This window comes from Streptomyces sp. NPDC006510, from assembly GCF_040611955.1.
Taxonomy (GTDB): domain Bacteria; phylum Actinomycetota; class Actinomycetes; order Streptomycetales; family Streptomycetaceae; genus Streptomyces.
This window is the reverse complement of sequence record NZ_JBEXPH010000033.1, coordinates 21,335-43,575: the sequence shown is the minus strand read 5'-3', so window position 1 is coordinate 43,575 and position 22,241 is coordinate 21,335. Positions and strand designations below refer to the sequence as shown.

Genomic DNA, 22,241 nt, shown 5'->3' with positions numbered 1-22,241 from the left:
GTGACCTGCGGTCTCTCCCGGGCGGCCCGCCCCGGAGCGCCCGGCCGACCGTCTGATCCGGAGTACCGCGTGCCCGCCCCCGTACCGCTCACCGTCGCCGTCGCCCAGCCCGTCTGCGTCCCTCTCGACGTCGCCGCCAACTCCGCGGCCCATGCGGAGGCGGTCCGCCGTTCGGGGGCCCGGCTGGTCGTCTTCGCGGAGCTCTCGCTCACCGGCTACGACCTCGCCGCCGAGGCCGTGTCCCCCGAGGACCCCCGCCTGCGCCCCCTCGTCACGGCATGCGGCGAGGCGGGAGCGACAGCCCTGGCCGGTGCGCCGGTGCGCGCCGCGGACGGGCGCGAGTACCTGGCCACTCTCGCCGTCACGGGAGAGGGCGCGCGATTCGTGTACGGCAAGATGTGGCTGCACGGCGCGGAGTCCGACCGGTTCACCCCCGGCGAGAAACCGCAGGTGCTGGTGGTCGACGGTCTTCGGCTGGGGCTTGCGGTGTGCTACGACGCCGCGGTTCCCGAACACGCCGCCGCCGCCGCCGCCTTGGGCATCGACGCCTATGTGGCGAGCACCCTCTACGGCCCCGGGCCCGAGCAGGCCGCCCGCCGCGACGGGCACATGAGCCACGCGGCGCTCACCCACGGGGTGTGGGCGGTGCTGGCCACCTCGGCGGGCCCGAGCGGGACGTACGACCGGACGTCGGGCGGCTCCGGCATCTGGGCGCCGGACGGCACCCCGGTCGTGCAGGCCGGGCCCGAGGCCGGCGCCGTGGTGTCCACGGCGGTGGGCGGCGCCCGGCCCGCGGCGTAGAACCCCTCGTTTGAATCATGCCGGGCTCGCGGGGTCCGGCATGATCCAAACGAAAGACCCTAGGACTTCTCGCCGACCATCTCGGCCGTGATGGCCCACCGCTCGTGGTCACGCCAGGCTCCGTCGATGAAGAGGAAGTCCGGCGAGAACCCTTCGAGGCGGAATCCGGCCCGTCGCACCAGGGCGAGCGAACCCTCGTTGCCGGGCTGGATATTGGCTTCGAGGCGGTGCAGACCGAGCGGCCCGAAGGCGTACCGCAGGACCAGCCCCAGGCCCTCGCTCATCAGGCCGCGTCCCGCCGCGTGGGCGAAGGCCCCGTAGCCGAGCGCGCCGCAGCGGAACGCGCCGGCGACGATGTTGTTGATGTTGATGAACCCCGCGATCCCGTCGGCAGGACCGCTCCCGCCGCCGCGTTCGCAGACGAGGAAGCCCGCCCTCGCGGGGTCGTCGATCAGCCGGCCCACGTAGACGGCATACGCGCGGGCGTCGTCGGGCGGGAAGATCCAAGGGCTGTGCATGTCCCGGCTCTCCCGCGCCCGGGTGGTGAACTCCACGGCATCGGCCTGCGTGATGGGGCGGATCGCCGTCCGCCGCCCCTCGGCCAGATAGTCGCTTTCAGGCATCCGGCCAGCCTAAGGGCTGTTCCCCCGGTCCCCGGCGCGCCCACTTCCCGTGACGGCGGCTCATGACGCGGCCCGGCATGGACGACGCCGGCCCCTTCGACCTGCTTCCGCTGACGCTCGCCGCCGCCCGCCTCCCCTCCCAGGAGATGGGCCGGCGGGCGATGGAGATGCTGGTGCAGCGCATCCGGAACCCGGACGGTCCGCACGAGGTACGGCACATCCTGCTGCCCGTCGAGATCCGGACACGTGACTCCGCGCAGGCGTATCTGCGGGTGGTCGGGTCCGGGCCCGCGTAGCGAGCCGGGCCGGTCACCCGGGCCCGGCTCCCGGGAAACGGCGTCACTTCAGCCGGCCGCCGACCACCGGAAGCTCCAGCACGCCGGTGTCCTGCGGGGCGCTGACCACCGTGACCGGCTTGATCCCTCGGTTGCCCGAGTACGCGCTGTCGCTCGCCGCGATCACGAATTCGAGCCGGTGGCCCGCTTCGTACCGGTGGACGATGCCCGGGAGCTGCACGGTGAACGAGCGGGTGACGTCCGGCACCCGCACCGGGGAGACCAGCCGGTTCACCAGCGTTTTGCTGCCGTCCGGGGCGACGTCGTAGACCTTGGCGAACAGGACGAGTCTGTCGGCGGCGTCGCCGCTGTTCTGGACCCGCTCCGTCTTCGGCGAGACGACCTTCAGGGTGGCCTTCGGTGCGCCGACGACATCGACGGGGGACGTCAACGGGGCGCTGGTCCAGCCGAGGTAGGTGCCCTTGGTGTCATAGGGCTTGGGGTCGGGCAGCCCGATGAGGCCGGCCAGCGAGCTCTCCGAATGGCTTGTGGGAACCAGCCAGTTGGCGTACTGGCGGCTGCCCCGGGTGACCTCGGACCGGTTGTCGACGAGCTTGCCGTCGCCGGACAGGTACACCTTCTGCGAGAGGGCCGGTACGGAGCCCGCGGTGCCGTAGCCGCTCTGCCAGTCGCGGTAGTAGGCGAAGTCGGGTCCGGTGTCGGTGTCCGTCCGGTGCTGGAGGTAGCGGTCGAACCAGGCGAGGACGCGCTGTCCGACGTAGCTGGTCTCCAGGTTGCCCTTGCCCAGGTCGAGTTCACCGGGCGCCTGTCCGCCACTGTGCCCCCAGGCCTGCCAGATCATCTTGGCCGTGGTGCCCCGGTCCTTGAGGGTTTCGTAGGTGGCGGTGGCCTCGTTCAGGTTGAACAGGCTGTCGGCCTGGCCCTGGACGAGCAGGGTGGGTGCCTTGACCTTACCGAGGTAGTCGACGGGTGAGACGCTGCGCGCGTAGTCGAGCATCGCGGCGGTCCGGTCGGCCGGGTACCGGCCGGAGTTGAGCAGCCGGATGGTGTCGCAGGCCTGTGACGCGAAGTGGAGGCAGGTGAGGTTGTTGAACCGGGACGGGTCTAGGCTCGCGTTCAGGACCATCTGCCCCTCCCCCATCAGGTAGAAGCCGTTGGTCCACTGCCACTTGAAGACCCCGGCGGTGTCGGACGAAACGCCCTTTCGCGTACCGGCGTTGTTCGGGGCGAGCGCGTACGCGAGGTCGTTAAGGTCTTTGGTCCACCGGAAGCGGACCCGGCCCACCTTGGGAATGTTGACCACGCCCCAGCGGCGGTGCACGCGGGTGATGTTCAGGTCCCGGCCCTGCGGGATGTCCACGGACATCCCCGTGCGGAACCGGCCCTTGAAGTTCGGGGCGTCGGCGCGGCCCTCCCAGCAGTTCTTCCACGCCTGGAAGTACGTCTTGAGTACTGCTTGCGCGGCCTGCGCGGGAAGGACAGCAAGGAAGTCGATGTCCTTGCGGGCCTGGCGTACGGCGGCATCCGCGTGTCCGAGAGTCCGCTTTTCCTTCGGCATCATCTGCCACCAGGCGTGCAGCAGGTTCCACATGGTGCGGGCCGCGTGTGCCTGGCCATCAGTCCTCAACGCCTCGGCAGGCGACAGCGCAAGCCGGGCGCGATGCCCGAACTGCCGCTTGACCACGGTGTCTTGACTCACGATCGAGACCATGGCATTGGTTTATGTCACCGCACTGGAACCCTAATCCCGATGTCAGAACCGGTCGCCATGTTGTCTGCAACCTGCATGTTCATTTGGTTTTTGTCACGAAGTACCGGCGGAAGGCGCTCACCGACGCCATGCTGACCCGCACCGAAGAGATCATGCGGGAGGTCTGCGCCGACTTCGAGGCCGAGCTGAAACAGTTCAACGGCGAACAGGACCACGTCCACCTGCTCGTGCACTACCCGCCCAAGGTCCAGCTCTCCAAACTGGTCAACTCCCTCAAGGGCGTCAGTTCCCGCAGGCTCCGCCAGGAGTACAACGCGCATGTCCGCCGGTACCTGTGGGGCGGACACTTCTGGTCCGGCTCCTACTTCGCCGGATCCTGCGGCGGAGCACCCCTGACCGTCGTCAAGCAGTACATCGAAAACCAGCAGCGTCCCGTCTGACCTCACCCCGGAGGCGCAGAGCACTCCGGCGCTCTGCGCCTCCGGGCCAAGGATGCCCTTCACCCCCGCCCTGAAGGGCGGAGCACTGGCCAAGATCAGAGGTAGACGAGGCCGACATAGCCGCGGGAGGCGAAGGCCTTGCCGATGGCGTCGGTCGAACCGTCCGACTTGCTGCCGCCGAAACCGTTGGTGGCGAGTACCGCGGGGGCCGGATGCTGTGCGTCGACACCGGCGGGGCGGTACAGATCGGCGTCGACGGTGCAGGAGCGACCGCCCGCCTGCATGGTGAACTTCAGTGGGGTGACGGTGTATTGGGACGGCTCGGCCGCGGATGCCTGTGCCGCACCGGTGAGGACCAGCGGTGCGGCGAGCGCGGCTCCGGCCACGCAAGCGACCGACTTCCGGGAGAGCGCCCGGTACCCGGACCGATGGCGGGAAACAGCACGCGACACGAAGACCTCCACACCGAGGGCGACTTACCGACCGGTAAGTAACTGATCGCGCTCATGCTGTGACACGTGTCATAGTGATGTCAACGCTCGGGACGGCGTCTCCTGAATCGTGCTCAACTTCTTGACGATTCCCCGTCGTTCAGAGCAGCGCCGGCACCTCGGCGGTGAGCGTGGCGGGGCCGCCGTCGGCCGGGGCGTCCAGCACGGCGGGCACGCCGAGCGGGATGGTGAGCGCCGTCGGTCCGTGCCCGAAGCCCAGCTCCTCGACGACGGGTACGCCCAGCGGGCCGAGCCGGTCGGCGAGTACGGCCCGCACCTCCTCGTACGGACCGCAGCCCGCCCAGGAACCGCAGACCACCCCGGCCATTCCGTCGAACGCCCCGGCCCGCAGCAGTTGGGTGAGGATGCGGTCGATGCTGTACGGGTCCTCGGTGGTGTCCTCGATCACCAGCAGCCCGCCCCGGGCCGACGTCCGGGCGTGCGGGGTGCCGAGGCCGGCGGCGAGCAGGCTCACACAGCCGCCGTAGGTGATCCCGCGGGCCCTGCCGGGGACCAGTGCCCGCGCCGTGGGCAGACCGAGGGTCCGTACCGAGTCGGGCTCGAACAGGGTGGCCCGCAGGGACTCCTGGGTGTCCGGGTCCTTGAGGAAGGTCTCGGTGCCGGCCATCGGACCGTGCAGGGTGGCGAGCCCCACGCGCTGCGCGAACGCCTCGTGGAGCACGGTGATGTCGCTGTAGCCGATGAACACCTTGGGCCCGGCCGCGCGCATCGCCGCCCAGTCGACCAGGTCGACCATCCGGTGCACGCCGTACCCGCCGCGGGCGCAGATCACCGCGTCCACGGCCGGATCGCACCAGGCCTCCTGGAGATCCCTGGCCCGCGCCTCGTCCGTGCCGGCGAGGTAGTCCAGCTCCGGGTGGACATCGCGTGCGTGCGGTGCTTCGACGGGCTCCAGGCCCCAGCCGCGCAGTACGTCCAGGCCTGCCTCCAGCCGGTCGGCGGGCACCGGCCCGCTCGGTGACACGACGGTGATCCTGGCCCCCGGGCGCAGCCGGGCCGGGCGGGTCAGCGGTGCGAGGGTCACTTCTTCAGCTCCAGCCTCGGTACGTCGGTGCGGTCGATCCCGAAGGTCTGTCCATACAGGGAGAGTTCGGCCTCCAGCGCGCGGACCATGGTGTCGGCGCGCCGGAACCCGTGTCCCTCGCCCTCGAAGGTGAGGTACGCGTGCGGGATGCCGCGTCCGTCGAGCGCGGCCAGGAACCGCTCGCACTGGACGGGCGGGCAGATCGGGTCGTCCAGTCCCTGGAGCAGCAGGAAGGGGGTGGTCAGCCGGTCGGTGCGGCCGACCGGAGAGCGTTCGCGGTAGCGTTCCGGGACTTCGGCGAGCGGGCCCACCAGGGACTCCAGGTACCGCGACTCGAAGTCATGGGTCTCGTCGGTGCCCCAGCCGGTCAGGTCGAGGATGGGGTAGATGATCGTCCCGCAGGCGTAGACCTCGGTACCGGTCAGTGAGGCCGCGGTGGTCCAGCCGCCGGCGCTGCCGCCCCGGATGGCCAGCCGCTGCCGGTCGGCGGTGCCCTCGTCGGCCAGCGCCGCGGCGACGGCCGCGCAGTCCTCGACGTCGACGACGCCCCACTGTTCGCGCAGCCGGTTGCGGTAGGTCCTGCCGTAGCCGGTGGAGCCGCCGTAGTTCACCTCGGCGACGCCGATGCCGCGCGAGGTGAAGTAGGCGATCTCCAGGTCGAGTACGAGTGCGGCGTGGCCGGTGGGGCCGCCGTGCGCCCAGACCACATAGGGCGGCCGCTCGTCCTCGGGGCCGGTCCGGTCGGGGCTGCGGGGCGGGTAGATGTGGGCGTGGATCTCGCGTCCGTCGGGCCCGGTGAAGGTGCGCTCCTCGGGCCGCGGGTAGTACGCGGGGTCGACTGCGTCCTGGTGCGGTGACCCGATGACGCGGGTGCGGCCGGTCGCGGTGTCCAGCTCCACCACCTCGTACGCGCTGTACGGGCTCGCCGCGACGCCGATGACCCGGCTGCCGTGCACGGCGAGCGTCTCGGCCCACTCGGTCCAGGGCCCGGCGACGTCGGCCAGTTCGCCGGTCCGCGGGTCGAGGATGCCGAGCGTGGTGGTGCCCTTGCCGTGGATGGTGGCGATCAGGCCGTTGTCCAGCGGCCGGAACCAGCTGAGGCCGATCTTCCAGAGCGGTCCGGCGAACTCCTGCTCGCGGGGGCAGAGCGCGACCGGGTCCCGGTGCGGATCGGCGCGGTACAGGTTCCACCAGCCGCTGCGGTCACTGGCGAGGAGGAGCTGCCCGTCGACGTCCCACTCGATCTGCGGCACCGACTCCTCGGAACCGCCGGCGAACACCCGGGGGTGCTGGAAGGTGCCGTCCCCGGCGACGTCCGCGAGCATCACCTCGGTACCGTCCCACGGCATCCGGGGATGGTCCCAGGCGATCCAGGCCGCCTGCCGCCCGTCGGGCGAGAGCTTCGGTCCGGTGACGAACCGATGGCTGTCGTCGGTGAGTTCACGTACCGCGGAGCGGTCGTCGGCGGCCGAGCCGTCCAGGGGTACGGCGGCGATCACCCGGCGCAGCTCGGTGGGGCCCTCGCCGGTGAACTCCTCCAGGACGCACCAGACTTCGCCCCGGTCGGGGTGGAGCTGTGGGTCGGCCCAGCGCAGCCCGCCGCCGACGGACACGACCGGGGTGAGCGGCCAGGGCTCGTCGGGACCGTCGGGGGCGTAGGCGTACAGCCGCTGGTCGGCGAAGTGGACGAAGACGATCAGTGGGCCGCCCTCGGCCCGCCCGGTCCCCGTCCAGGGCACTCCGCCGTACTCGATGACCCGGCTCCGTACGTTCCACGGAGCGGGCAGCACGGTGTCGGCGCTGCCGTCCGCCCGGCGGCGGATCAGGGCGCGGCGGCCCGCCTCGGCGGGGCGCGGCTCCGTCCACCACACCTCGTCACCGACGGTGCCGACGTACTCCGGACGTCCGTCGTGGGAGGCGGCGAGCGCGGCGTCGATCGGCGACGGCCAGGTTCCGTGAGCCCCGGTGGGCAGCATGATCGATTCCCCCTGTAGCGGTCAGGCAGTACGCAGGTAGTGGTCGAGGACGCGGACGCCGAAGTGCAGGGCCTCGACGGGGACGCGTTCGTCGACGCCGTGGAACAGCGCCTGGTAGTCGAAGCCGACGGGCAGCTTCAGCGGTGAGAAGCCGTAGCCGGTGATGCCGAGCCGGGAGAACTGCTTGGCGTCCGTGCCGCCCGACATGCAGTACGGCACGACATGGCCGGCCGGGTCGAAGCGTTCGATCGCGGCGCGCAGCTTCGCGAACGTCGGCGAGTCGACCGGGGCCTGGAGCGGGACCTCGCGGTGGTGGAACTCCCACTCGACGTCGGGTCCGGTCAGCCGGTCCAGGGTGGCGTGGAACTCGTCCTCGCCGCCGGGCACCATCCGGCCGTCGATGTAGGCGGTGGCGTGGCCCGGGATCACATTGACCTTGTACCCGGCCTCCAGCATGGTCGGGTTGGAGCTGTTGCGGACGGTCGGCGCGACGAGTTCGGCGGCGGGGCCGAGCTTGCCGAGCAGTTCGTCCACGTCGAAGCCGGGGGCGTCGAGGTCGGGGTGCATGCCGTGCAGCGCGGCGAGTTCGGTGAGCGCGGCGCGGACCGTCGGGGTGAGCCGGACGGGCCATGCGTGGTTGCCGATCCGGGCGACGGCCTCGGCGAGCGTGCTGACCGCGTTGGCCCTGTTGACCTTGGAGCCGTGACCGGCCTTGCCGTGTGCGGTGAGCTTCAGCCAGGCGGTGCCGCGCTCGCCCGCGGCGATCGGGTACAGCGGCAGGTCCGGTCCGGCGTGGAAGGTGAAGGCACCGGATTCGCTGATGCCTTCGGTACAGCCTTCGAAGAGTTCGGCGTGCTGGTCGGCGAGGAAGCCGGAACCGTCGTCGGCGCTGGCCTCCTCGTCGGCGGTGTACGCGATCACGATGTCGCGGCGGGGCCGGACGCCGGCCCGCGCCCAGGCGCGTACGACGGCCAGGACCATCGCGTCCATGTTCTTCATGTCGATGGCGCCGCGCCCCCAGACGACTCCGTCGCGGACCTCGCCGGAGAAGGGATGCACGGTCCAGTCGGCGGCCTCGGCCGGGACCACGTCGAGGTGGCCGTGGACGAGCAGGGCGTCGGCGGACGGGTCGGTGCCGGGAATCCTGGCGACCACATTGGTCCGTCCGGGGGTGCGCTCCAGCAGGGTGGGTTCCAGTCCGGCGGCGGCCAGCCGCTCGGCGACGTACTCGGCGGCCGGGCGCTCGCGGCAGTCGCCGCCGCCGCGGTTGGTGGTGTCGATCCGGATCAGTTCGGAGGTGAACGTCACCGATTCGTCGAGCGCCTGCTGGTCGACGCTTTCCTGGGGACCGGTCGCCTCAGCCATACTGCTCCTCCACGGCGGACGACACGATCGTCGTCACCGCCTTGAACGTGCGGATACCTTCGTACATCGTCGCGCTGGTGTAGGCGACGCGCCGTTCGCCGCTGGGTGCCACGCCGGGGACGACGGTGGCCGCCTGGGCCAGGTGCTCGGCGTCGAACTCCAGCTCCACGGTGAAGGGTCCGCCCTCCACCGGTGTGTGCCGAACGGCGAGCGCGGTGGCTTCCTTCGCGGCGGCGCGGATGTCCGCCGCGGTACGGGCCGGGGTGCGGCAGACCGCCGCGTACCGCGACACGTAGTCCTTGACGGCGACCTTGCGGGCCCGGGGGGCGTACGCCTCGGCGTCCACGCAGGTCAGGTCGTCGCCGGTGACGAGGACGACGGGCACCCCGTACTCGGCCACGACATGGGCGTTGAGCAGTCCCTCGCTCGCGCGGGCGCCGTTGAGCCAGACCCCGGTGATGGAGTTCGCCAGGTAGGTGTGGGCGAGTACGCCCTCCGCCCCGGCGCCCGTGTGGTAGCCGACGAAGGCGATGGCGTCGACGTCACCGTGCTGGATGCCCTCGACCATGGAGAGGGACTTGTGCCGGCCGGTGAGCATCTGGACCCGGTCGTCGAGCCGCTCCAGCAGGAGGTTGCGCATGGACCAGTGGGCCTCGTTGACCAGGACCTCGTCGGCGCCGCCGTCGTAGAAGCCGAGCGCTGCCGCGTTCACGTCGGAGGTGAACATGGAACGGCAGCGCTCCCATTGGGGGGTGCCCGGCAGCACATCGGCCGGCCAGGTCACACCGGTGGCGCCTTCCATGTCCGCGCTGATCAGGATCTTCATGCCGGGTCACGCTACGCGCCCGAGAACCGCCAGGCCAGAGCCACAGGGACGTTCAATGGTCCAGTCCTCCGAAGAGAGCGCGACGCACACCCCGAACAGGCGCATCACGGACACCCGCGCGCGGGGCCGACCTGCGCGCCTTGACACTTTCCGTCGCCTCAGACCATGATTCCATTAATTGACTAATGGAATCGAGGCGAAGTGCATGGCAGACGCATTCACTCCGGACGGCGTATCCGGCGCCTGGGCCCTGGAGGCCCGCGGCCTGGGTAAGCGCTACCGTCGCGGCTGGGCGCTGCAGGACATCTCGTTCCGGCTGCCGGCCGGCCGGATCTGCGGTCTCGTCGGCCCCAACGGAGCCGGGAAGAGCACCCTGCTGGGGATCGCGACCCGGCAGGTGCGGCCCACGGGAGGTGACCTCCGCATCTTCGGCGTGCCCGTGGACGACCCCGAGGTGATGCCCAAGTTCGCGTTCCTCGGGCAGGACAAGCCGCTTTTCAAGCGGTTCACCGTGGCCGAGACACTGCGCATGGGCGCCGAGCTCAACCCCGGCTGGGACGCGGCGGCGGCGGAGCGGATCGTACGGTCCGGCCAGGTGCCGATGGACGCCCGCGTCGGCACCCTCTCCGGTGGCCAGCGCACCCGCGTCGCGTTCGCGCTGGCCTTCGGCAAGCGGCCCGACCTGCTGCTGCTCGACGAGCCGATGTCCGACCTCGACCCGCTCGCCCGCCACGACATGAGTGCCCTGCTGATGTCGGAGGCCGTCGAGCGCGGGACCACGGTGGTGATGTCCTCCCACATGCTCTCCGAGCTGGAGGACATGTGCGACTACCTGCTCGTCCTCGCCGACGGCAGGATCCGGATGGCGGGTGACGCGGACGCGCTCGTCCCGGCCCACGCACTGGTGACCGGGCTCGCCACGGACGGGGACCCGGCGGCCGCGCTGGCTCCGCACACCGTGATCGAGTGCCGCGTCCAGGGCCGGCAGTTCCACGCGCTGGTGCGGACGAACGGCCCGCTGTCGGGTGACTGGGTGGTCGCCGAACCGAGCCTGGAGGAGGTGCTGCTGGCGCATCTCCGCTCGCCGGACGCACCCCCGTTGTTCACACCCGGTGCCCGTATCGAGGCCGAAGGGAGCCACACCTCATGAGCACCACCCTGACCGACGCCCCCCGGACCGGGCGCGCCCCGGGGCCCCGCATGCTGCGCGGGCTGAGCTGGCTCGTGGTGCGCCAGCACCGGGCCGCCCTGCTCAGCCTGCTCGCGCTGACCGTCCTCGGATCGATCTGGCTCGTCTACGAGCGCAGCCGGATGAAGGACGTCCTGGACGCCGCGGGCTGGCCGGGGAAGGAGCTGGCGCAGCCGACGTTCGACTCGGACAGCGTGGGTCTCGTCATCACCGTGCTGGGCGGACTGCCGCTGATCCTCGCCGTCTTCGTCGGCGCCCCGCTGATCGCGGGAGATCAGGAGCAGGGCACCGCGCAGCTGGTCACCACCCAGTCCGTGTCACGCCGCCGCTGGGTGGCGACGAAGTTCGCCTGGATCTACGCGGCGGTGCTCGTGACCGCCGCGGCGCTCTCGGCACTGTTCACCTGGTGGTGGAAGCCCTACCGTTCGGTGTTCCCCAGCCAGTGGTCGGACGGGTCGATGTTCGGTGCCACCGGCCCGGTGCTCCCCGCGCTCTGTCTCTTCATGACCGCCGCGGGCATCACCATCGGTGTGCTGGTCCGCCGCGTCCTGATGTCCATGGCGATCACCTTCGTCTTCGCCGGGGCCGTCGGGGTCGTCTGGGACATGATGATCGTCCACCTCGCCCCGACCCGCACGATCACCTACCCGCTAGACGCGGACATGCCCTCGCGGCTGAACGAATCGTTCGAGGTGGACCGCTGGATCGGTTCCGCCGACGGCCATCTCTACGGCTGGGGCCTGTGCGCCGAGGAGACCGAGGCGGCCTCCGACGCATGCGTCAAGGAGCACGGCATCGTCAACAATGTGTACGAGTACCTCGGCTTCGACCAGATGCCGGCCATGCAGTGGACCGGGGCGGGCATTCTGCTCGCGGGTACCGCCGTACTCACCGCGTTCGTCCTGTGGCGGGTGTCACGTCGCCCGCTCTAGGCCCTGCCGGCGCAGGTACACAGTGTTTCGGCAGTCGAACGGGAGGTGAAGGCAGTGGTCGTATTCCGCATCGACCGGCGCAGCGGAGTGGCAACGTACCTCCAGATCGTGCGACAGGTCGAACAGGCGCTGCGCATGGGCGCGCTGGAGGAGGGTGACCGGCTGCCCACGGCGGCTCAGGTCGCTGCAGAGACCAAGGTCAACCCGAACACGACCCTCAAGGCGTACCGCGAGCTGGAGCGCGCGGGTCTCGCCGAGGTCCGGCAGGGGGCGGGCACCTTCATCACCCGCTCCCTCGCTCCGGCCCAGTCGGGCTCCGGCTCCCCGCTGCGCACGTCGCTCGCCGAGTGGCTGAACGAGGCGAGGTCGCAGGGGCTCAGCGGCCAGGAGGTCGACGCCCTCTTCCGGTCGACCTACGCGGCCGTGTATCCGCCCGAGGCGGACGACGGCTGAGATGGACGGCGGCCGAGGTGCGGCACCGTCCGCCCCGTCGACGAGGAGTGGCCGGTCCCCCGGTGGGGGCCGGTCACCGTCGTTCCGGTGCCGGGTAGTCGCCCGTGGCACCGTCGGTCCGCTCGCGCAGCAGGTCCGCGTGGCCGTTGTGACGGGCGTACTCCTGGATCATCACCAGGAACACCCAGCGCAGGCTGACCGGTCGCCCACGACCGGCCGACATGAAGGTCTCGTCGAGACCGCGCCCCGCCACGGCCGCCTCGCACGCCGCGACCTCGGCCCGGAAGGCGGCGAAGTCGCGCTCGGCGTGAGCGGCGTCGACGCCTTCGAGCCCTTCGTCGCCGTCGCCCGGGGCGGTGAAGACGTCACCGATCGGCTCACCCGCGAAGCTCCGGCGGAACCACCAGCGTTCGATCTCCGCCATGTGCCGCACCAGGCCGAGGAGGGTGAGGTCCGACGGTTCGGCCGTGGTGCGCGTGAGCTGTGCCGGGGCGAGCCCGGCGCACTTGGTGAGCAGAGTCTCCCGGTGCCACCGGAGCCAGCCTTCCAGCATGGCCCGCTCGTCCGCGGTGCTCGGAACGTTCAGCTGGTCGCCGTCGGCTGTCGTGCGTTCGATGCGAGGTGCCGTCCAGGTCATGACGGCCATCCTCACACCGGCGGGCTCACCGCTCAGGTCAATTCCCGCAGGAGCGGCTCCGGGTCGGCCAGAAGGAACAGGTGACCGCCGTCGGGTACGGTGCGCAGCTCGGCGCCGGGGATCTGCGGGTGCGCCCAGCGCGCCACCTCGATGGGGACGTTGCCGTCCGCCTCGCCGTGGAGGAACAGGGTCGGTACGGAGACCGAGCCCAGCGGGTCCGGCAGGGGGCGGGCGTAGCCGGCGAGGTCGGTGATGGCCGCGTCCACGCCCTGGCGCTGGCCCTCGGTCGTGTCCACGTCGGACAGCGCCCGGAAGGCCGGGGTGCTCATGATCAGCCGATCGGAACGGGGCCAGGCATCGAGGTTCGGCTCGCGCCTCGTCTTCTTGAAGATCCCCTTCCCCGCGAGCATCGGCCGAGCGATCGCCGGAGCCCAGAGCACGATCCGGTTCAGCCACTTGACCAGCGGGATCCGGCGCGCGTACGCCTCGCGGGGGGCTCCGGGGACGGCTGCACACGCGAGGATCAGCCGCGTGACCCGCCCGGGGTGCTTCTGGGCCGCCGAGAGCGCGTACCCGCCGCCGCCCGAGATCGCCACGAGGACCGCCCGCTCGTGACCGAGGTGGTCGAGCAGGGCCACGAAGTCGTCGTTCCAGCGGTGGAAGCCGCGGCCGGGTACGGGGTCGGTCTCGCCGTACCCCGGACGGTCCGGGAAGACCAGACGCAGGCCCGCCTCCGTCGCCGCCTGTCGCAGGGCGAGGCCCTCGTAGCGGCTGCCGGGGGTGCCGTGGAGCACGATCACGGGCGGGGCGGCGGGGTCGCCGTACGAGCAGTACGCGATGCGGCGCCCGCCCGGGGTCGTCAGGCGGTGTGTCTCCGGCAGTTCCGTCTCCGGCGTCTTCGGCAGGTCCGGCGGGGAGGGGGTCATCTCTGCTCCTCGTGCGATACGGGGGTGGCGGCAGCGGCGGCGATCCCGCCGATGAGGAAGTCGAGGCCGAAGGAGAACCGGCGGTCGTAGTCGTGGTGGTCCGCGAACACCGACGCGGCCCGGCGTTCCGGCGGGAGATGGTGCAGTTCCAGATCGCCACGGCCGAGGCGGATCGCCACATGGCCGGTGACGAAGTCGTGCAGGGTGCCGTACGCGTACGCGGCGGCCTCCTCGTCGAGTCCGGCGCTGCGCAGCGCCGCGACGACCCGGTACGCGACGTCGTCGGCGCCGGGCCCGACGAGAGAGGCGCGGCGGTGCGCCTCAAGGATCACGGGGTGCCGTATGAGCAGGTCGTGCAGCGTGTCCGCGAACAGCCGGACGATGCCGCGCCAGTCGTCCGGCCAGTCCACCGACCGGGTCACCTCGCCGACGATCCGGGACACCAGCGCGTGCTGGAGTGCGTCGATGCCGCCCGTCGTGCGGTGGATCGCCATCGGTGACACGTCCAGCCGGTCGGCCAGCGCGCGGAAGCTCACGGCGTCCAGTCCCTGGTCGTCGGCCAGCTCGGTCGCCGCGTCCAGGACCGCGTCGAGCGTCACCGCCCGGGGACGGCCCTGCTTGGAAGTGCTTGCCTTCTCGACCACCATGACCGCACCATAACGATACGCGTAACGAAACTTCAATGAGGCGCGCATGACGGAGTTGCACGACCTCACCGCTCTACAGCTGACCGCCGCCTACGAGCGCGGTGGGACGAGTCCCACCGAAGTCGTGGATCACCTGCTCGCCCGGATCGGGGGCGGCGACCGGGTGGGGCGTTCACCACCGTGTCGGCCGACCGGGCCCGCGCCGCGGCGGCCGAGGCCGAACGTGTCCTGCGGTCGACGGATCGCGCCGGGCTGCCGCGCCTGTTCGGCGTGCCCACCGCGGTCAAGGATCTGGAAGCCACCGCGGGCGTACGCACCACGCTGGGTTCCGCGCTGTTCCGCGACTGGGTTCCCGGGCACAACGACGAGATCGTCGATGTCATGGCCGACGCCGGGCTGATCAGCCTCGGCAAGACCACCGTCCCCGAGTTCGGGGCCGCCTGCTACACCGAGCCCGAGGTGTCCGCCCCGGCACGCAGCCCGCTCGACCTCACCCGCAGCGCGGCCGGCAGCAGTGGTGGCGCGGCCGCGGCGGTCGGCGCACTGCTGGTGCCGATCGCGCAGGGCAGCGACACCGCCGGTTCGGTGCGCTCCCCCGCGAGCGCCTGCGGGGTGGTCGGGCTCAAGCCCAGCCGCGGACTCGTCACCGCGGGCCCGGAGGGCAATGACGGGATGGGGCTCTCCGTCCGGGGGCCGCTCGCCCGCACCGTCCGCGACACCGCCGCGTTCCTCGACGCGCTGACCACCCGCGACCCCGTCGCGGCCCGGTAGAGCCGCCGGGCCGGGTGCACCGTGATGCCGGCGGGCAGCTGTCGGCCGGGCCGCCCGCCAGTTCGCCGAGGCCGTCGACACCGCCCGCCCGGACGCCGGCCGCCGCCGCCATCGACCGGCTGACCGACCAACCCGCCGCCGCCGAACTCCGGCTCGACGACGAGATCCTCGACCGCATCGACGAGGTCGTGCCGCCCGGGGTCACCCTCAACCTCTCGGACGCCGACTGCAGCAGGCCTGCCCTGGCCGCGGAGCGGCGGCGCAGGCCCACCGCCCGACCGGCCGCGGCGTCCGGGCCACAGCCGACATCATCGTTCGCCACCCGGTCCTGCCAAAGGAGTCAGGGCCGCCCCGACGGCTCCGGCGCCCGTCCCCGAGCTCCCCGACGACTCAGCACGAACCAGCGTGCCGGCAGCTCGACGCGGGTTCCGTCGGGCAGGTACTCGGTCTGGACCAGGGCGGTCGCACCGTCGGCCAGCGTGGCGAGGCCGGCCTCCTGGAGCAGCCGCCGTACCTCCTCCTCCGTGGCGCTCGCCGGCTTGAGCCCGTGGGCCAGGACCCGGCGCAGCTTCTCCGGCGGGCCGTCCGGGCCCTGCGCCACCTGCTGGAGCACGCCCTTGGAGGCCGGGGTCGGCTCGGCGACGAAGGCTCGCCCCCGCTCCCCCAGCAGTGCCGCGACCGCAGCGGCGACAGCCGGCCTGGCCTCGGGCTCGCTCTGGTGGATCACCGCACGCATATAGACATTGGTGTCGCCCATCCGCACGTGCAGGGCCGCCACGGCCTCCGCGTCGACGAGGTCGAGCTGGGCGAACTCCGCGACGCCCGCGGGGTCCGCGCGGCGGGCGTGCGCGATGGCCGCGTGCGAGAGGTCCACGCCGATCGCACCGGCGAAACGGGTGGCGAGATAGCGGGTCTGGGTGCCGTTGCCGCAGCCGAGATCCACGACGGGCAGCGTGATGTCGGCGTGCGGCAGCAGCAGTTCGGTGTCCGGTACGGAGGTGACAGACGGGTCGGAGTCCCAGATCGCCTCGCCGGGGGTGTCCGAGGTGGCGGACCAGAAGCCCTCCCATGCCTCGCGGTATTGCTGTGACACGTCCATGCGCGCTCCCCGGGTCCGTTCGTCCTGCGGCGTTCCGTTCAGGACCGGACTACCGTCCCGGGACGGCGTCGGCAAGAGCACGCACGGCGTCCACCCGCCCGTGGCGAGGCTTTCACCGGGTGTGCGACCGGGGGCGCGGGATCCCGCTGAGTGCCTGCTCGAACCAGACGGTCTTGCCGTGCGCCGTGGTGCTGGTGCCCCATTCGCGGGCGAGGCTGCTCACCAGGAGCAGGCCGCGGCCGGACTCGTCGTCGGAGGCGGCGTCGAGCAGCGTGGCCGGGGCGGGTTCGTCGTCGCTGACCTCGCACAGCAGCGCGCCGGTGCGGACCAGGCGGAGTCCGATGTGGTGACTTCGGCCGTGCTTCACGGCGTTGGTCACCAGTTCACTGACCATCAGCTCGGCCGCCTCCACCGCATCCGGCAGCTCCCAGTCGAGCAGTTTCCCGCGTACCAGGCGCCTTGATCGCGCCACTTCGCGCGGGTCCAGGGCGAGTTGCCATTCGGCGACGTCGTCGTCCGGGATGCCGTTCAGCCGGGCCATCAGCAGCGCCACGTCGTCCTTGCGGACGCCGCCCGGGTCCAGGGCCCGGATGATCGTGCCGCAGGCGTCGTCCATGGAGGCGGCGGGATGGGCCGCCGAGGCGCAGAGCGCGGCGAGCCCGGCGCCGATGTCCTGGCCGCGCACCTCGACGAGGCCGTCGGTGCACAGGACCAGATGGTCGCCGGGCCGCACCCGTACGGTCGCGGTCTCGAACGCGACGCCGCCCACGCCGATGGGGGCGCCGGTGGGCAGGGCCAGGAGTTCGGCCCGGCCGTCCTCGGCGCGGACGAGCACGGGAGGAATGTGCCCGGCGTTGGCGATCTGGACCTCGGAACGGATCGGGTCGTAGACGGCGTAGAGGCACGTCGCCAGGTACTGCTCGCCGAGGCGCTGCGCCAGGTCGTCGAGATTGCGCAGCAGTAGGGCCGGTGGCATTTCCATGGTGGCCATGGTCAGCACCGCGGTACGCAACTGTCCCATCATCGCGGCGGAGTTGAGGCCGTGGCCCATGACATCGCCGACGACGAGCGCGGTCCGGGAGCCGGGCAGCTTCACCGAGTCGAACCAGTCGCCGCCGATTCTTCCGAGCCGGGTGCCGGGCAGATACCGGGTGGCGATGTCGCAGCCTGCCATCCGGGGCGCGACCTTGGGCAGCATGCTGTCCCGGAGCGTCTCCGCGACGTTCTCCTGGTAGGTGTACATGCGGGCGTTGTCGAGTACGAGCCCGGCGCGGGCGGCCAGTTCGGCGCCGGTGGTGCGGTCCATGTCGTCGAAGGGCTCACGGCCGGGGCGGCGCATCAGGACCATGAAGCCGAGGACCACGTCGCGGGCCTTGAGCGGCACGATCAGCAGGGAGCGGTGGCTGATCAGCGGGCGCAGGTCGCGTTTCTCGAACTCGCCCGAGATCCGGTTGCTCATCTCCTCGTCGACGTACGGGACGAGGACGGGCTCGCCGGTGACCATGCACCGGAAGAACGGGGTGTGTTCGGGGAAGGCGATGGACTCGCCGACCGGGACGGTGTCGTCCCAGCGGCCCGGTTCGTCGTTGTGCTCGACCCAGACCCGGTGCCAGACGGTGGTGACGTCGGGCGGCCCGTCCGGGAAGCCCTCGCCGGCCAGTACGGCGGCGCGCAGATGCGTACCCGCGAAGTCGGCGAAGCGGGGTACGGCGGCGCTGGTGACCTCGCGGATGGTGCGTTCCAGGTCGAGGGAGGTGCCGATGCGGCCGCTGACCTCGTCGAGGAACTCCAGCCGTTCGCGGACCGCCGCGTATTCGAGGTCCGGTTCGGGGCGGGGGACGGTGCGGGGAGCGGTTGATCCGCCGCCGTCGCCGCCCGGGGACCGGGCAGGGGGTCGGGAGGTGCGTCGCGGCACACCCCAGTCGGGGGTGATTGGCACCTGGCTCCGGTGAATGAACTCCAGGAAGGGGTAGCCGAGTTCGAGCATCCGGGCGACGATTCCGGCCGCCTCGCCGACACTCATGCCGGGCAGGATCTCGGGCAGCCGCCCCGCCAGCTCCCGGTAGCCGGGAAAGTCGGTGTGGAGCGCGAAGACGGGGGCGACCGTCCCGGTGTCCCGGCCGTCGCCCTTACCGCCCTCGCCCAGCCGGCCGGCGTCCGCGGCGAGCACCAGGAGTCGCCCGGAACGCGGGCCGACCAGTGGGTAGGCCCACCACAGGACGTCGATCCGGCCGCGTTCCGGTGCGTCGATCCGGGCCCGGCCCGCCGCCGGGTACGAGAGATCCCCGCCCGGCGAACCGTCGAGCACGGAACCGAGCCCCGAACCGGGTCCGGAACCGATCCGGTCGGAACCGAGTCGATCGGTGCCCAGTTCGGGACCCGGTCCAGAACCGAGTCCCGGGCGGTCCTCTTCCGCCCGGCCCAACACCCCGTAGACCGGAAGGAGTTCACCGGCCGGGCAGCCGACCGCCTCGTGTCTGGTGACACCGAAGATCCGTCTCGCGCCGCTCGACCAGTGGGAGACGAGCCCGTCCGCGTCGATCACCACGACGGCCAGCGGCACACGGCCGGTCGCCGCCTCGCGCGACAACGGGCTCCGCTGCGCTGGCACATCGGCATCCATGGGTGGACGGCTCCTTCCCCACCGCAATGTTCTGCGGTTCGTGGCTCCACGGTACGGCTCCGTGTCCGGCGTCCGTCGGTCGTCGTCGGTCGTCGGTCGTCGGTCGTCGGTGCAATCGGCCCCGGGGTGGTGCGCCGGGTGCACCGGGCCGCGCACGGAACGGTCCGGCTGCGGCTCCGGGCCGGCCGGGAAAGCCGCCGGCCAGGCCCGCTGTTCCTCCGGACGGTCAGTCCTCGTGCCCCAGTTGGAGGTCGCGTTCGGTGCGCCCGCCGCCCGCGACCTGGAGGACGGTGGCCACCGGCGGATACCCGGCCGCGATCACGGTGTACTCACCGGTGGACAGGTCCACGAACCGGAATGCTCCGTCGGGCCCCGTGGTGAGTGTGTCGACCACATTGCCCGCCGCGTCCAGGAGGGTGACCCGGGCGTCCTCGACGGGCCGGCCGCCGCTCGCCCGTACGATGCCGCGCAGCACCGCCCCGCCGGCGAGTTCGATGTCCTGCCGGGTCTCCCTGGCCGCCTGCACGCTCACCGGCAGCGCGGCGGGCCGGAAGGCGGGGGCACTGGCGGCGAGGGTGTACTCCCCCGCCACCAACTCCGTGATCACATAGCCGCCTTCGCGACCGCTGCGGGTGGACGCGACGACCTCACCGCGGACATCGGTGAGGGTGACGGCGGCGTCGCGCACCGGGATGCCGTCGGCGGTGACGACGGTCCCGGCGAGACGCCCGGCCCCGCCGAGCACCACATCGAGCTCGACGGGCCGTTCGCCCACGGTGACACTGACGGCCTGCGGCTGGTGTCCACCGGCCGCGGCGATGAGCACGTACGAACCGGCGCCGGGCACGCTCAGCGCGTACCGCCCGTCGTCGCCGCTCGCGCCCCGTCCGACCTGCTGGCCCTGGACGTCGATGAGGGTGAGGGCGGCGCGCGGGACCTTCGTACCGTCGGGGTGCTGGACGCTGCCGCACACGGGTACGCCCGACAGGTAGACGGGCGGCGGCGGAACGGCCTCGGTGGGCGTGATCGTGGTGGTGGTACGGGCGGCCGGAACGGTGACGGACTCGGCGGCGTTTTCGGGGCTGTGGTGGGACACCAGCGGTTTCTCCTTGAGGAAGAAGGCGAAGAACAGGCCGAGCGCGAGCACCGGCACGAGGTAGAGGAAGATCCGCGGCATCGCGTCGGCGTACGCCTGGACATAACTGTCGCGCAGCGCGGGCTCCATCGCATGGACCAGCTGCGGGGTGATCGACTCGGGGTCGGGGAGGTCGGCGCCGGAGGGCAGGCGGACGGCGAGCGCGTCCGCGAGGCGGCCCGCGAAGAGCGTCCCGAAGACGGCGGCGCCGACGCTGCCGCCGATCTGCCGGAAGTAGTTGTTGGCGCTGGTGGCGGAGCCGAGGTCGGCGGGCTCGACGGAGTTCTGCACGGCGAGCACCAGTACTGGCATGATCAGCCCGATCCCGATGCCGAGCACGGCCTGCGCGATGCTGTATTCAAGGCGCGGGGTGTCGGTTTCGAGGCGGGAGAGCAGCCACATCCCGACCACCGAGACCGCGCCGCCGAGGATCGGGTGGATGCGGTAGCGGCCGGTGCGGGAGATCAGCTGGCCGGAGACGACGGACGCGATGACGATGCCACCCATCATCGGCAGCATCAGCAGCCCGGATTCGGTGGCCGTCGCGCCGTCGACCATCTGGAGGAAGGTCGGCAGATAGCTGGCGGCGCCGAACAGTCCCACTCCGACGATCGCCCCGACGAGCGCGGTGACGTTGAAGATCGAGTCACGGAACAGCCGCAGCGGAATGATGGGTTCGGCCGCCCGGTGCTCGACGACCAGGAACAGCAGGGCCGTTCCGACGGCACCGGCCCCCAGCCCCAGGATGGTGCGCGACCCCCACGCGTACTCCGTACCGCCCCAACTGGTCAGCAGCACCAGGCAGGTGGAGGCGGCCGCGAGCAGCAGCGCACCGAGGACGTCGAGGCGGGGCCGGACGGTGGGCCTGGGGAGTTTCAGTACGACGGTGATGACGGCGAGCGTGACCAGACCGAACGGGACGTTGATGTAGAAGCACCAGCGCCAGGAGGCGTGGTCGGTGAAGAAGCCGCCGAGCAGCGGTCCCGCCACGGACGCGAGGCCGAACGCGGCGCCGATGAGCCCCATGAACCGGCCGCGCTCCCGGGGCGGTACGACATCCGCGATGATCGCCTGGACGCCGATCATCAGCCCGCCGCCACCGATGCCCTGGACGGCGCGGAAGGCGATCAGCTCGTCCATGGTGCGGGACCAGCCGGCGAGCGCGGAGCCGATGACGAAGACGACGATGGCGAACTGGAAGACGCCCTTGCGGCCGAAGAGGTCGCCGAGCTTTCCGTAGATCGGCAGTCCGATGGTGGAGGCGAGCAGGTACGCGGTGACGGCCCAGGACATCTTCTCCAGGCCGTGCAGCTCGCCGACGATCTTCGGCAGAGCGGTGGCGACAATCATCTGGTCGAGCGCCGCGAGCAGCAGGGTGAGCATCAGCCCGAGGAAGATCAGCCGGATGCTGCGGGGGCTGTACTCCGGTACGCCGGACGGGGCGGGGGTCGCAGCCCGTGCCGCCGCGGCGGGAGACGACGGGGGCGGCCCGGCGGGCGGTGCGGCCGCCGCTTCGGTGGCCCCCGCGCCGCCCGGCTCCTCCTCCAACAGAGTGATCCCACCCACCACGTGCTGCTCCCCTCGTCGCATCTGCGCCGCCCATTTCTGTCACTGCGCGACAAGGGAGGGCAAACGCGACGGAGGGGCGCCGACGGCGCACTCGGGGGCTTAGTTCCCGGTGGGAGCCACTACGGCGCACAACCGATGGGCCGTGAAAACCACCCGAACCGGTGAGGCCCGTCAAGAACGGGTCGGGCTACTTCTCGACCTCGGCGGCGAGGTTCCGCAGCAGCTCGTCGTAGATCCGCCCGAGTCCCTTGGGCGCGAAGGCCTTCTCGAAGAATCCCCCGATGCCGCCGGCACCGTTCCAGACGGTCGAGACGACGGCTTTCGACCTGCCCTCGCCGGCCGGGGTGACGGTCCAGGTGGTGACCATCGAGGAGTTGCGGTCCTTCTCCACGAGCTGCCCGTCGGTGGGCTCGGTGACCTCCAGCAGACAGTCGCGCACCCGCTTGCTGGTGGCCTGGAGCTTCCAGTGGACGAGGGTGCCCTCGCCGTCACCGCCCTCGCGCACCTCGTACTCGCTGAACTGTCCGGGCAGCACCTTGCCCCGGACCTCCTTGTAGTCGGCCAGCGCGTCGAACACCGTCTCCGCGTCCGCCGCGATGACTCGCTCTGTCGTGGCCTCGACCTTCGCCATGGCTGTTCCTCCAGCACTCGGTTGTTCGGGGGTGTGCTGAGCCAACCACCTCAGG

20 protein-coding genes and 1 pseudogene are annotated in these 22,241 nt (G+C 71.6%); 7 read left to right on the top strand and 14 right to left on the bottom strand.

Going from position 1 to position 22,241, the window contains the following annotated elements; translation table 11 throughout:
- Positions 1–69: 69 nt before the first annotated feature.
- Positions 70–801, top strand: coding sequence for a carbon-nitrogen hydrolase family protein (locus ABZY11_RS13640; protein WP_356479290.1), 732 nt, complete (start codon positions 70–72; stop codon positions 799–801).
- A 59-nt stretch (positions 802–860) separates the two neighbouring features.
- On the opposite strand, the gene ABZY11_RS13635 is transcribed toward ABZY11_RS13640, so the two are convergent.
- Positions 861–1,424, bottom strand: coding sequence for a GNAT family protein (locus ABZY11_RS13635; RefSeq protein WP_356479289.1), 564 nt, complete (start codon positions 1,422–1,424; stop codon positions 861–863).
- Positions 1,425–1,486: 62 nt separating this feature from the next.
- On the opposite strand from ABZY11_RS13635, the gene ABZY11_RS13630 reads away from it, so the two are divergent.
- The gene (locus ABZY11_RS13630; protein WP_356479288.1) at positions 1,487–1,720 is read left to right on the top strand and encodes a substrate-binding domain-containing protein; all 234 of its coding nucleotides are present in this window, start codon (positions 1,487–1,489) and stop codon (positions 1,718–1,720) included.
- 43 nt (positions 1,721–1,763) lie between these two features.
- On the opposite strand, the gene ABZY11_RS13625 is transcribed toward ABZY11_RS13630, so the two are convergent.
- The gene (locus ABZY11_RS13625) at positions 1,764–3,419 is read right to left on the bottom strand and encodes a CocE/NonD family hydrolase C-terminal non-catalytic domain-containing protein (protein WP_356479287.1); all 1,656 of its coding nucleotides are present in this window, start codon (positions 3,417–3,419) and stop codon (positions 1,764–1,766) included.
- A 23-nt stretch (positions 3,420–3,442) separates the two neighbouring features.
- Between ABZY11_RS13625 and tnpA the strand changes: the two genes are divergently transcribed.
- Positions 3,443–3,871 (top strand): IS200/IS605 family transposase, encoded by a 429-nt coding sequence (tnpA, locus tag ABZY11_RS13620; RefSeq protein ID WP_356479286.1) that lies wholly within the window; start codon positions 3,443–3,445, stop codon positions 3,869–3,871.
- Between the two features lie 101 nt (positions 3,872–3,972).
- Here the strand turns inward: tnpA and ABZY11_RS13615 are convergent.
- The 5 genes and pseudogenes from ABZY11_RS13615 to ABZY11_RS13595 form a co-directional block, all read right to left on the bottom strand.
- Positions 3,973–4,257 (bottom strand): annotated as a pseudogene (locus ABZY11_RS13615) (peptidase S15); the annotation flags it as partial.
- 205 nt (positions 4,258–4,462) lie between these two features.
- Complete coding sequence (locus ABZY11_RS13610) at positions 4,463–5,407, bottom strand: LD-carboxypeptidase (RefSeq protein WP_356479285.1); 945 nt, start codon at positions 5,405–5,407, stop codon at positions 4,463–4,465.
- Entirely contained in the window at positions 5,404–7,383 is a 1,980-nt protein-coding gene (locus ABZY11_RS13605; protein ID WP_356479284.1) for a prolyl oligopeptidase family serine peptidase, read from the bottom strand. The genes ABZY11_RS13610 and ABZY11_RS13605 overlap by 4 nt, the downstream gene beginning before the upstream one ends.
- Before the next feature lie 21 nt (positions 7,384–7,404).
- A complete protein-coding gene (locus tag ABZY11_RS13600; RefSeq protein ID WP_356479283.1) occupies positions 7,405–8,748 on the bottom strand; it encodes a M20/M25/M40 family metallo-hydrolase in 1,344 nt (447 codons plus the stop codon).
- Positions 8,741–9,574, bottom strand: coding sequence for a M55 family metallopeptidase (locus ABZY11_RS13595; protein ID WP_356479282.1), 834 nt, complete (start codon positions 9,572–9,574; stop codon positions 8,741–8,743). The genes ABZY11_RS13600 and ABZY11_RS13595 overlap by 8 nt, the downstream gene beginning before the upstream one ends.
- Positions 9,575–9,779: 205 nt before the next feature.
- On the opposite strand from ABZY11_RS13595, the gene ABZY11_RS13590 reads away from it, so the two are divergent.
- From ABZY11_RS13590 to ABZY11_RS13580, 3 genes are read left to right on the top strand one after another with little or no spacing between them, the layout of a single operon-like run.
- A complete protein-coding gene (locus ABZY11_RS13590) occupies positions 9,780–10,724 on the top strand; it encodes an ABC transporter ATP-binding protein (RefSeq protein WP_356479281.1) in 945 nt (314 codons plus the stop codon).
- Positions 10,721–11,695, top strand: coding sequence for an ABC transporter permease subunit (locus ABZY11_RS13585; protein ID WP_356479280.1), 975 nt, complete (start codon positions 10,721–10,723; stop codon positions 11,693–11,695). The genes ABZY11_RS13590 and ABZY11_RS13585 overlap by 4 nt, the downstream gene beginning before the upstream one ends.
- A 45-nt stretch (positions 11,696–11,740) precedes the next feature.
- Complete coding sequence (locus ABZY11_RS13580; RefSeq protein WP_356479279.1) at positions 11,741–12,148, top strand: GntR family transcriptional regulator; 408 nt, start codon at positions 11,741–11,743, stop codon at positions 12,146–12,148.
- 73 nt (positions 12,149–12,221) lie between these two features.
- On the opposite strand, the gene ABZY11_RS13575 is transcribed toward ABZY11_RS13580, so the two are convergent.
- The 3 genes from ABZY11_RS13575 to ABZY11_RS13565 are packed head-to-tail and all read right to left on the bottom strand — an operon-like array spanning position 12,222 to position 14,358.
- Positions 12,222–12,785, bottom strand: coding sequence for a DinB family protein (locus ABZY11_RS13575; RefSeq protein WP_356479278.1), 564 nt, complete (start codon positions 12,783–12,785; stop codon positions 12,222–12,224).
- Between the two features lie 32 nt (positions 12,786–12,817).
- Complete coding sequence (locus tag ABZY11_RS13570; RefSeq protein ID WP_356479277.1) at positions 12,818–13,711, bottom strand: alpha/beta hydrolase; 894 nt, start codon at positions 13,709–13,711, stop codon at positions 12,818–12,820.
- The gene (locus ABZY11_RS13565) at positions 13,708–14,358 is read right to left on the bottom strand and encodes a TetR/AcrR family transcriptional regulator C-terminal domain-containing protein (RefSeq protein WP_356479276.1); all 651 of its coding nucleotides are present in this window, start codon (positions 14,356–14,358) and stop codon (positions 13,708–13,710) included. Before ABZY11_RS13565 ends, ABZY11_RS13570 begins: the two co-directional genes overlap by 4 nt.
- 180 nt (positions 14,359–14,538) lie before the next feature.
- Here ABZY11_RS13565 and ABZY11_RS13560 point away from each other — a divergent pair, with 180 nt between their 5' ends.
- Positions 14,539–15,129 (top strand): amidase, encoded by a 591-nt coding sequence (locus ABZY11_RS13560; protein WP_356479275.1) that lies wholly within the window; start codon positions 14,539–14,541, stop codon positions 15,127–15,129.
- Between the two features lie 340 nt (positions 15,130–15,469).
- Here ABZY11_RS13560 and ABZY11_RS13555 read toward each other — a convergent pair whose 3' ends face one another.
- The 4 genes from ABZY11_RS13555 to ABZY11_RS13540 all read right to left on the bottom strand — a co-directional run bounded on the left by ABZY11_RS13555 (position 15,470) and on the right by ABZY11_RS13540 (position 22,186).
- Positions 15,470–16,228 carry a class I SAM-dependent methyltransferase gene (locus ABZY11_RS13555; RefSeq protein WP_356479274.1) on the bottom strand — a complete coding sequence of 253 codons (759 nt, stop codon included), beginning with the start codon at positions 16,226–16,228 and terminating at the stop codon, positions 15,470–15,472.
- A gap of 112 nt (positions 16,229–16,340) precedes the next feature.
- Positions 16,341–18,851, bottom strand: coding sequence for a SpoIIE family protein phosphatase (locus ABZY11_RS13550; protein ID WP_356479273.1), 2,511 nt, complete (start codon positions 18,849–18,851; stop codon positions 16,341–16,343).
- 226 nt (positions 18,852–19,077) lie between these two features.
- Positions 19,078–21,555: an MFS transporter gene (locus ABZY11_RS13545; RefSeq protein WP_356479272.1), complete on the bottom strand. Its 2,478-nt coding sequence runs from the start codon at positions 21,553–21,555 to the stop codon at positions 19,078–19,080.
- 187 nt (positions 21,556–21,742) lie between these two features.
- Positions 21,743–22,186 carry an SRPBCC family protein gene (locus ABZY11_RS13540; protein WP_356479271.1) on the bottom strand — a complete coding sequence of 148 codons (444 nt, stop codon included), beginning with the start codon at positions 22,184–22,186 and terminating at the stop codon, positions 21,743–21,745.
- Between the last annotated feature and the right edge of the window lie 55 nt (positions 22,187–22,241).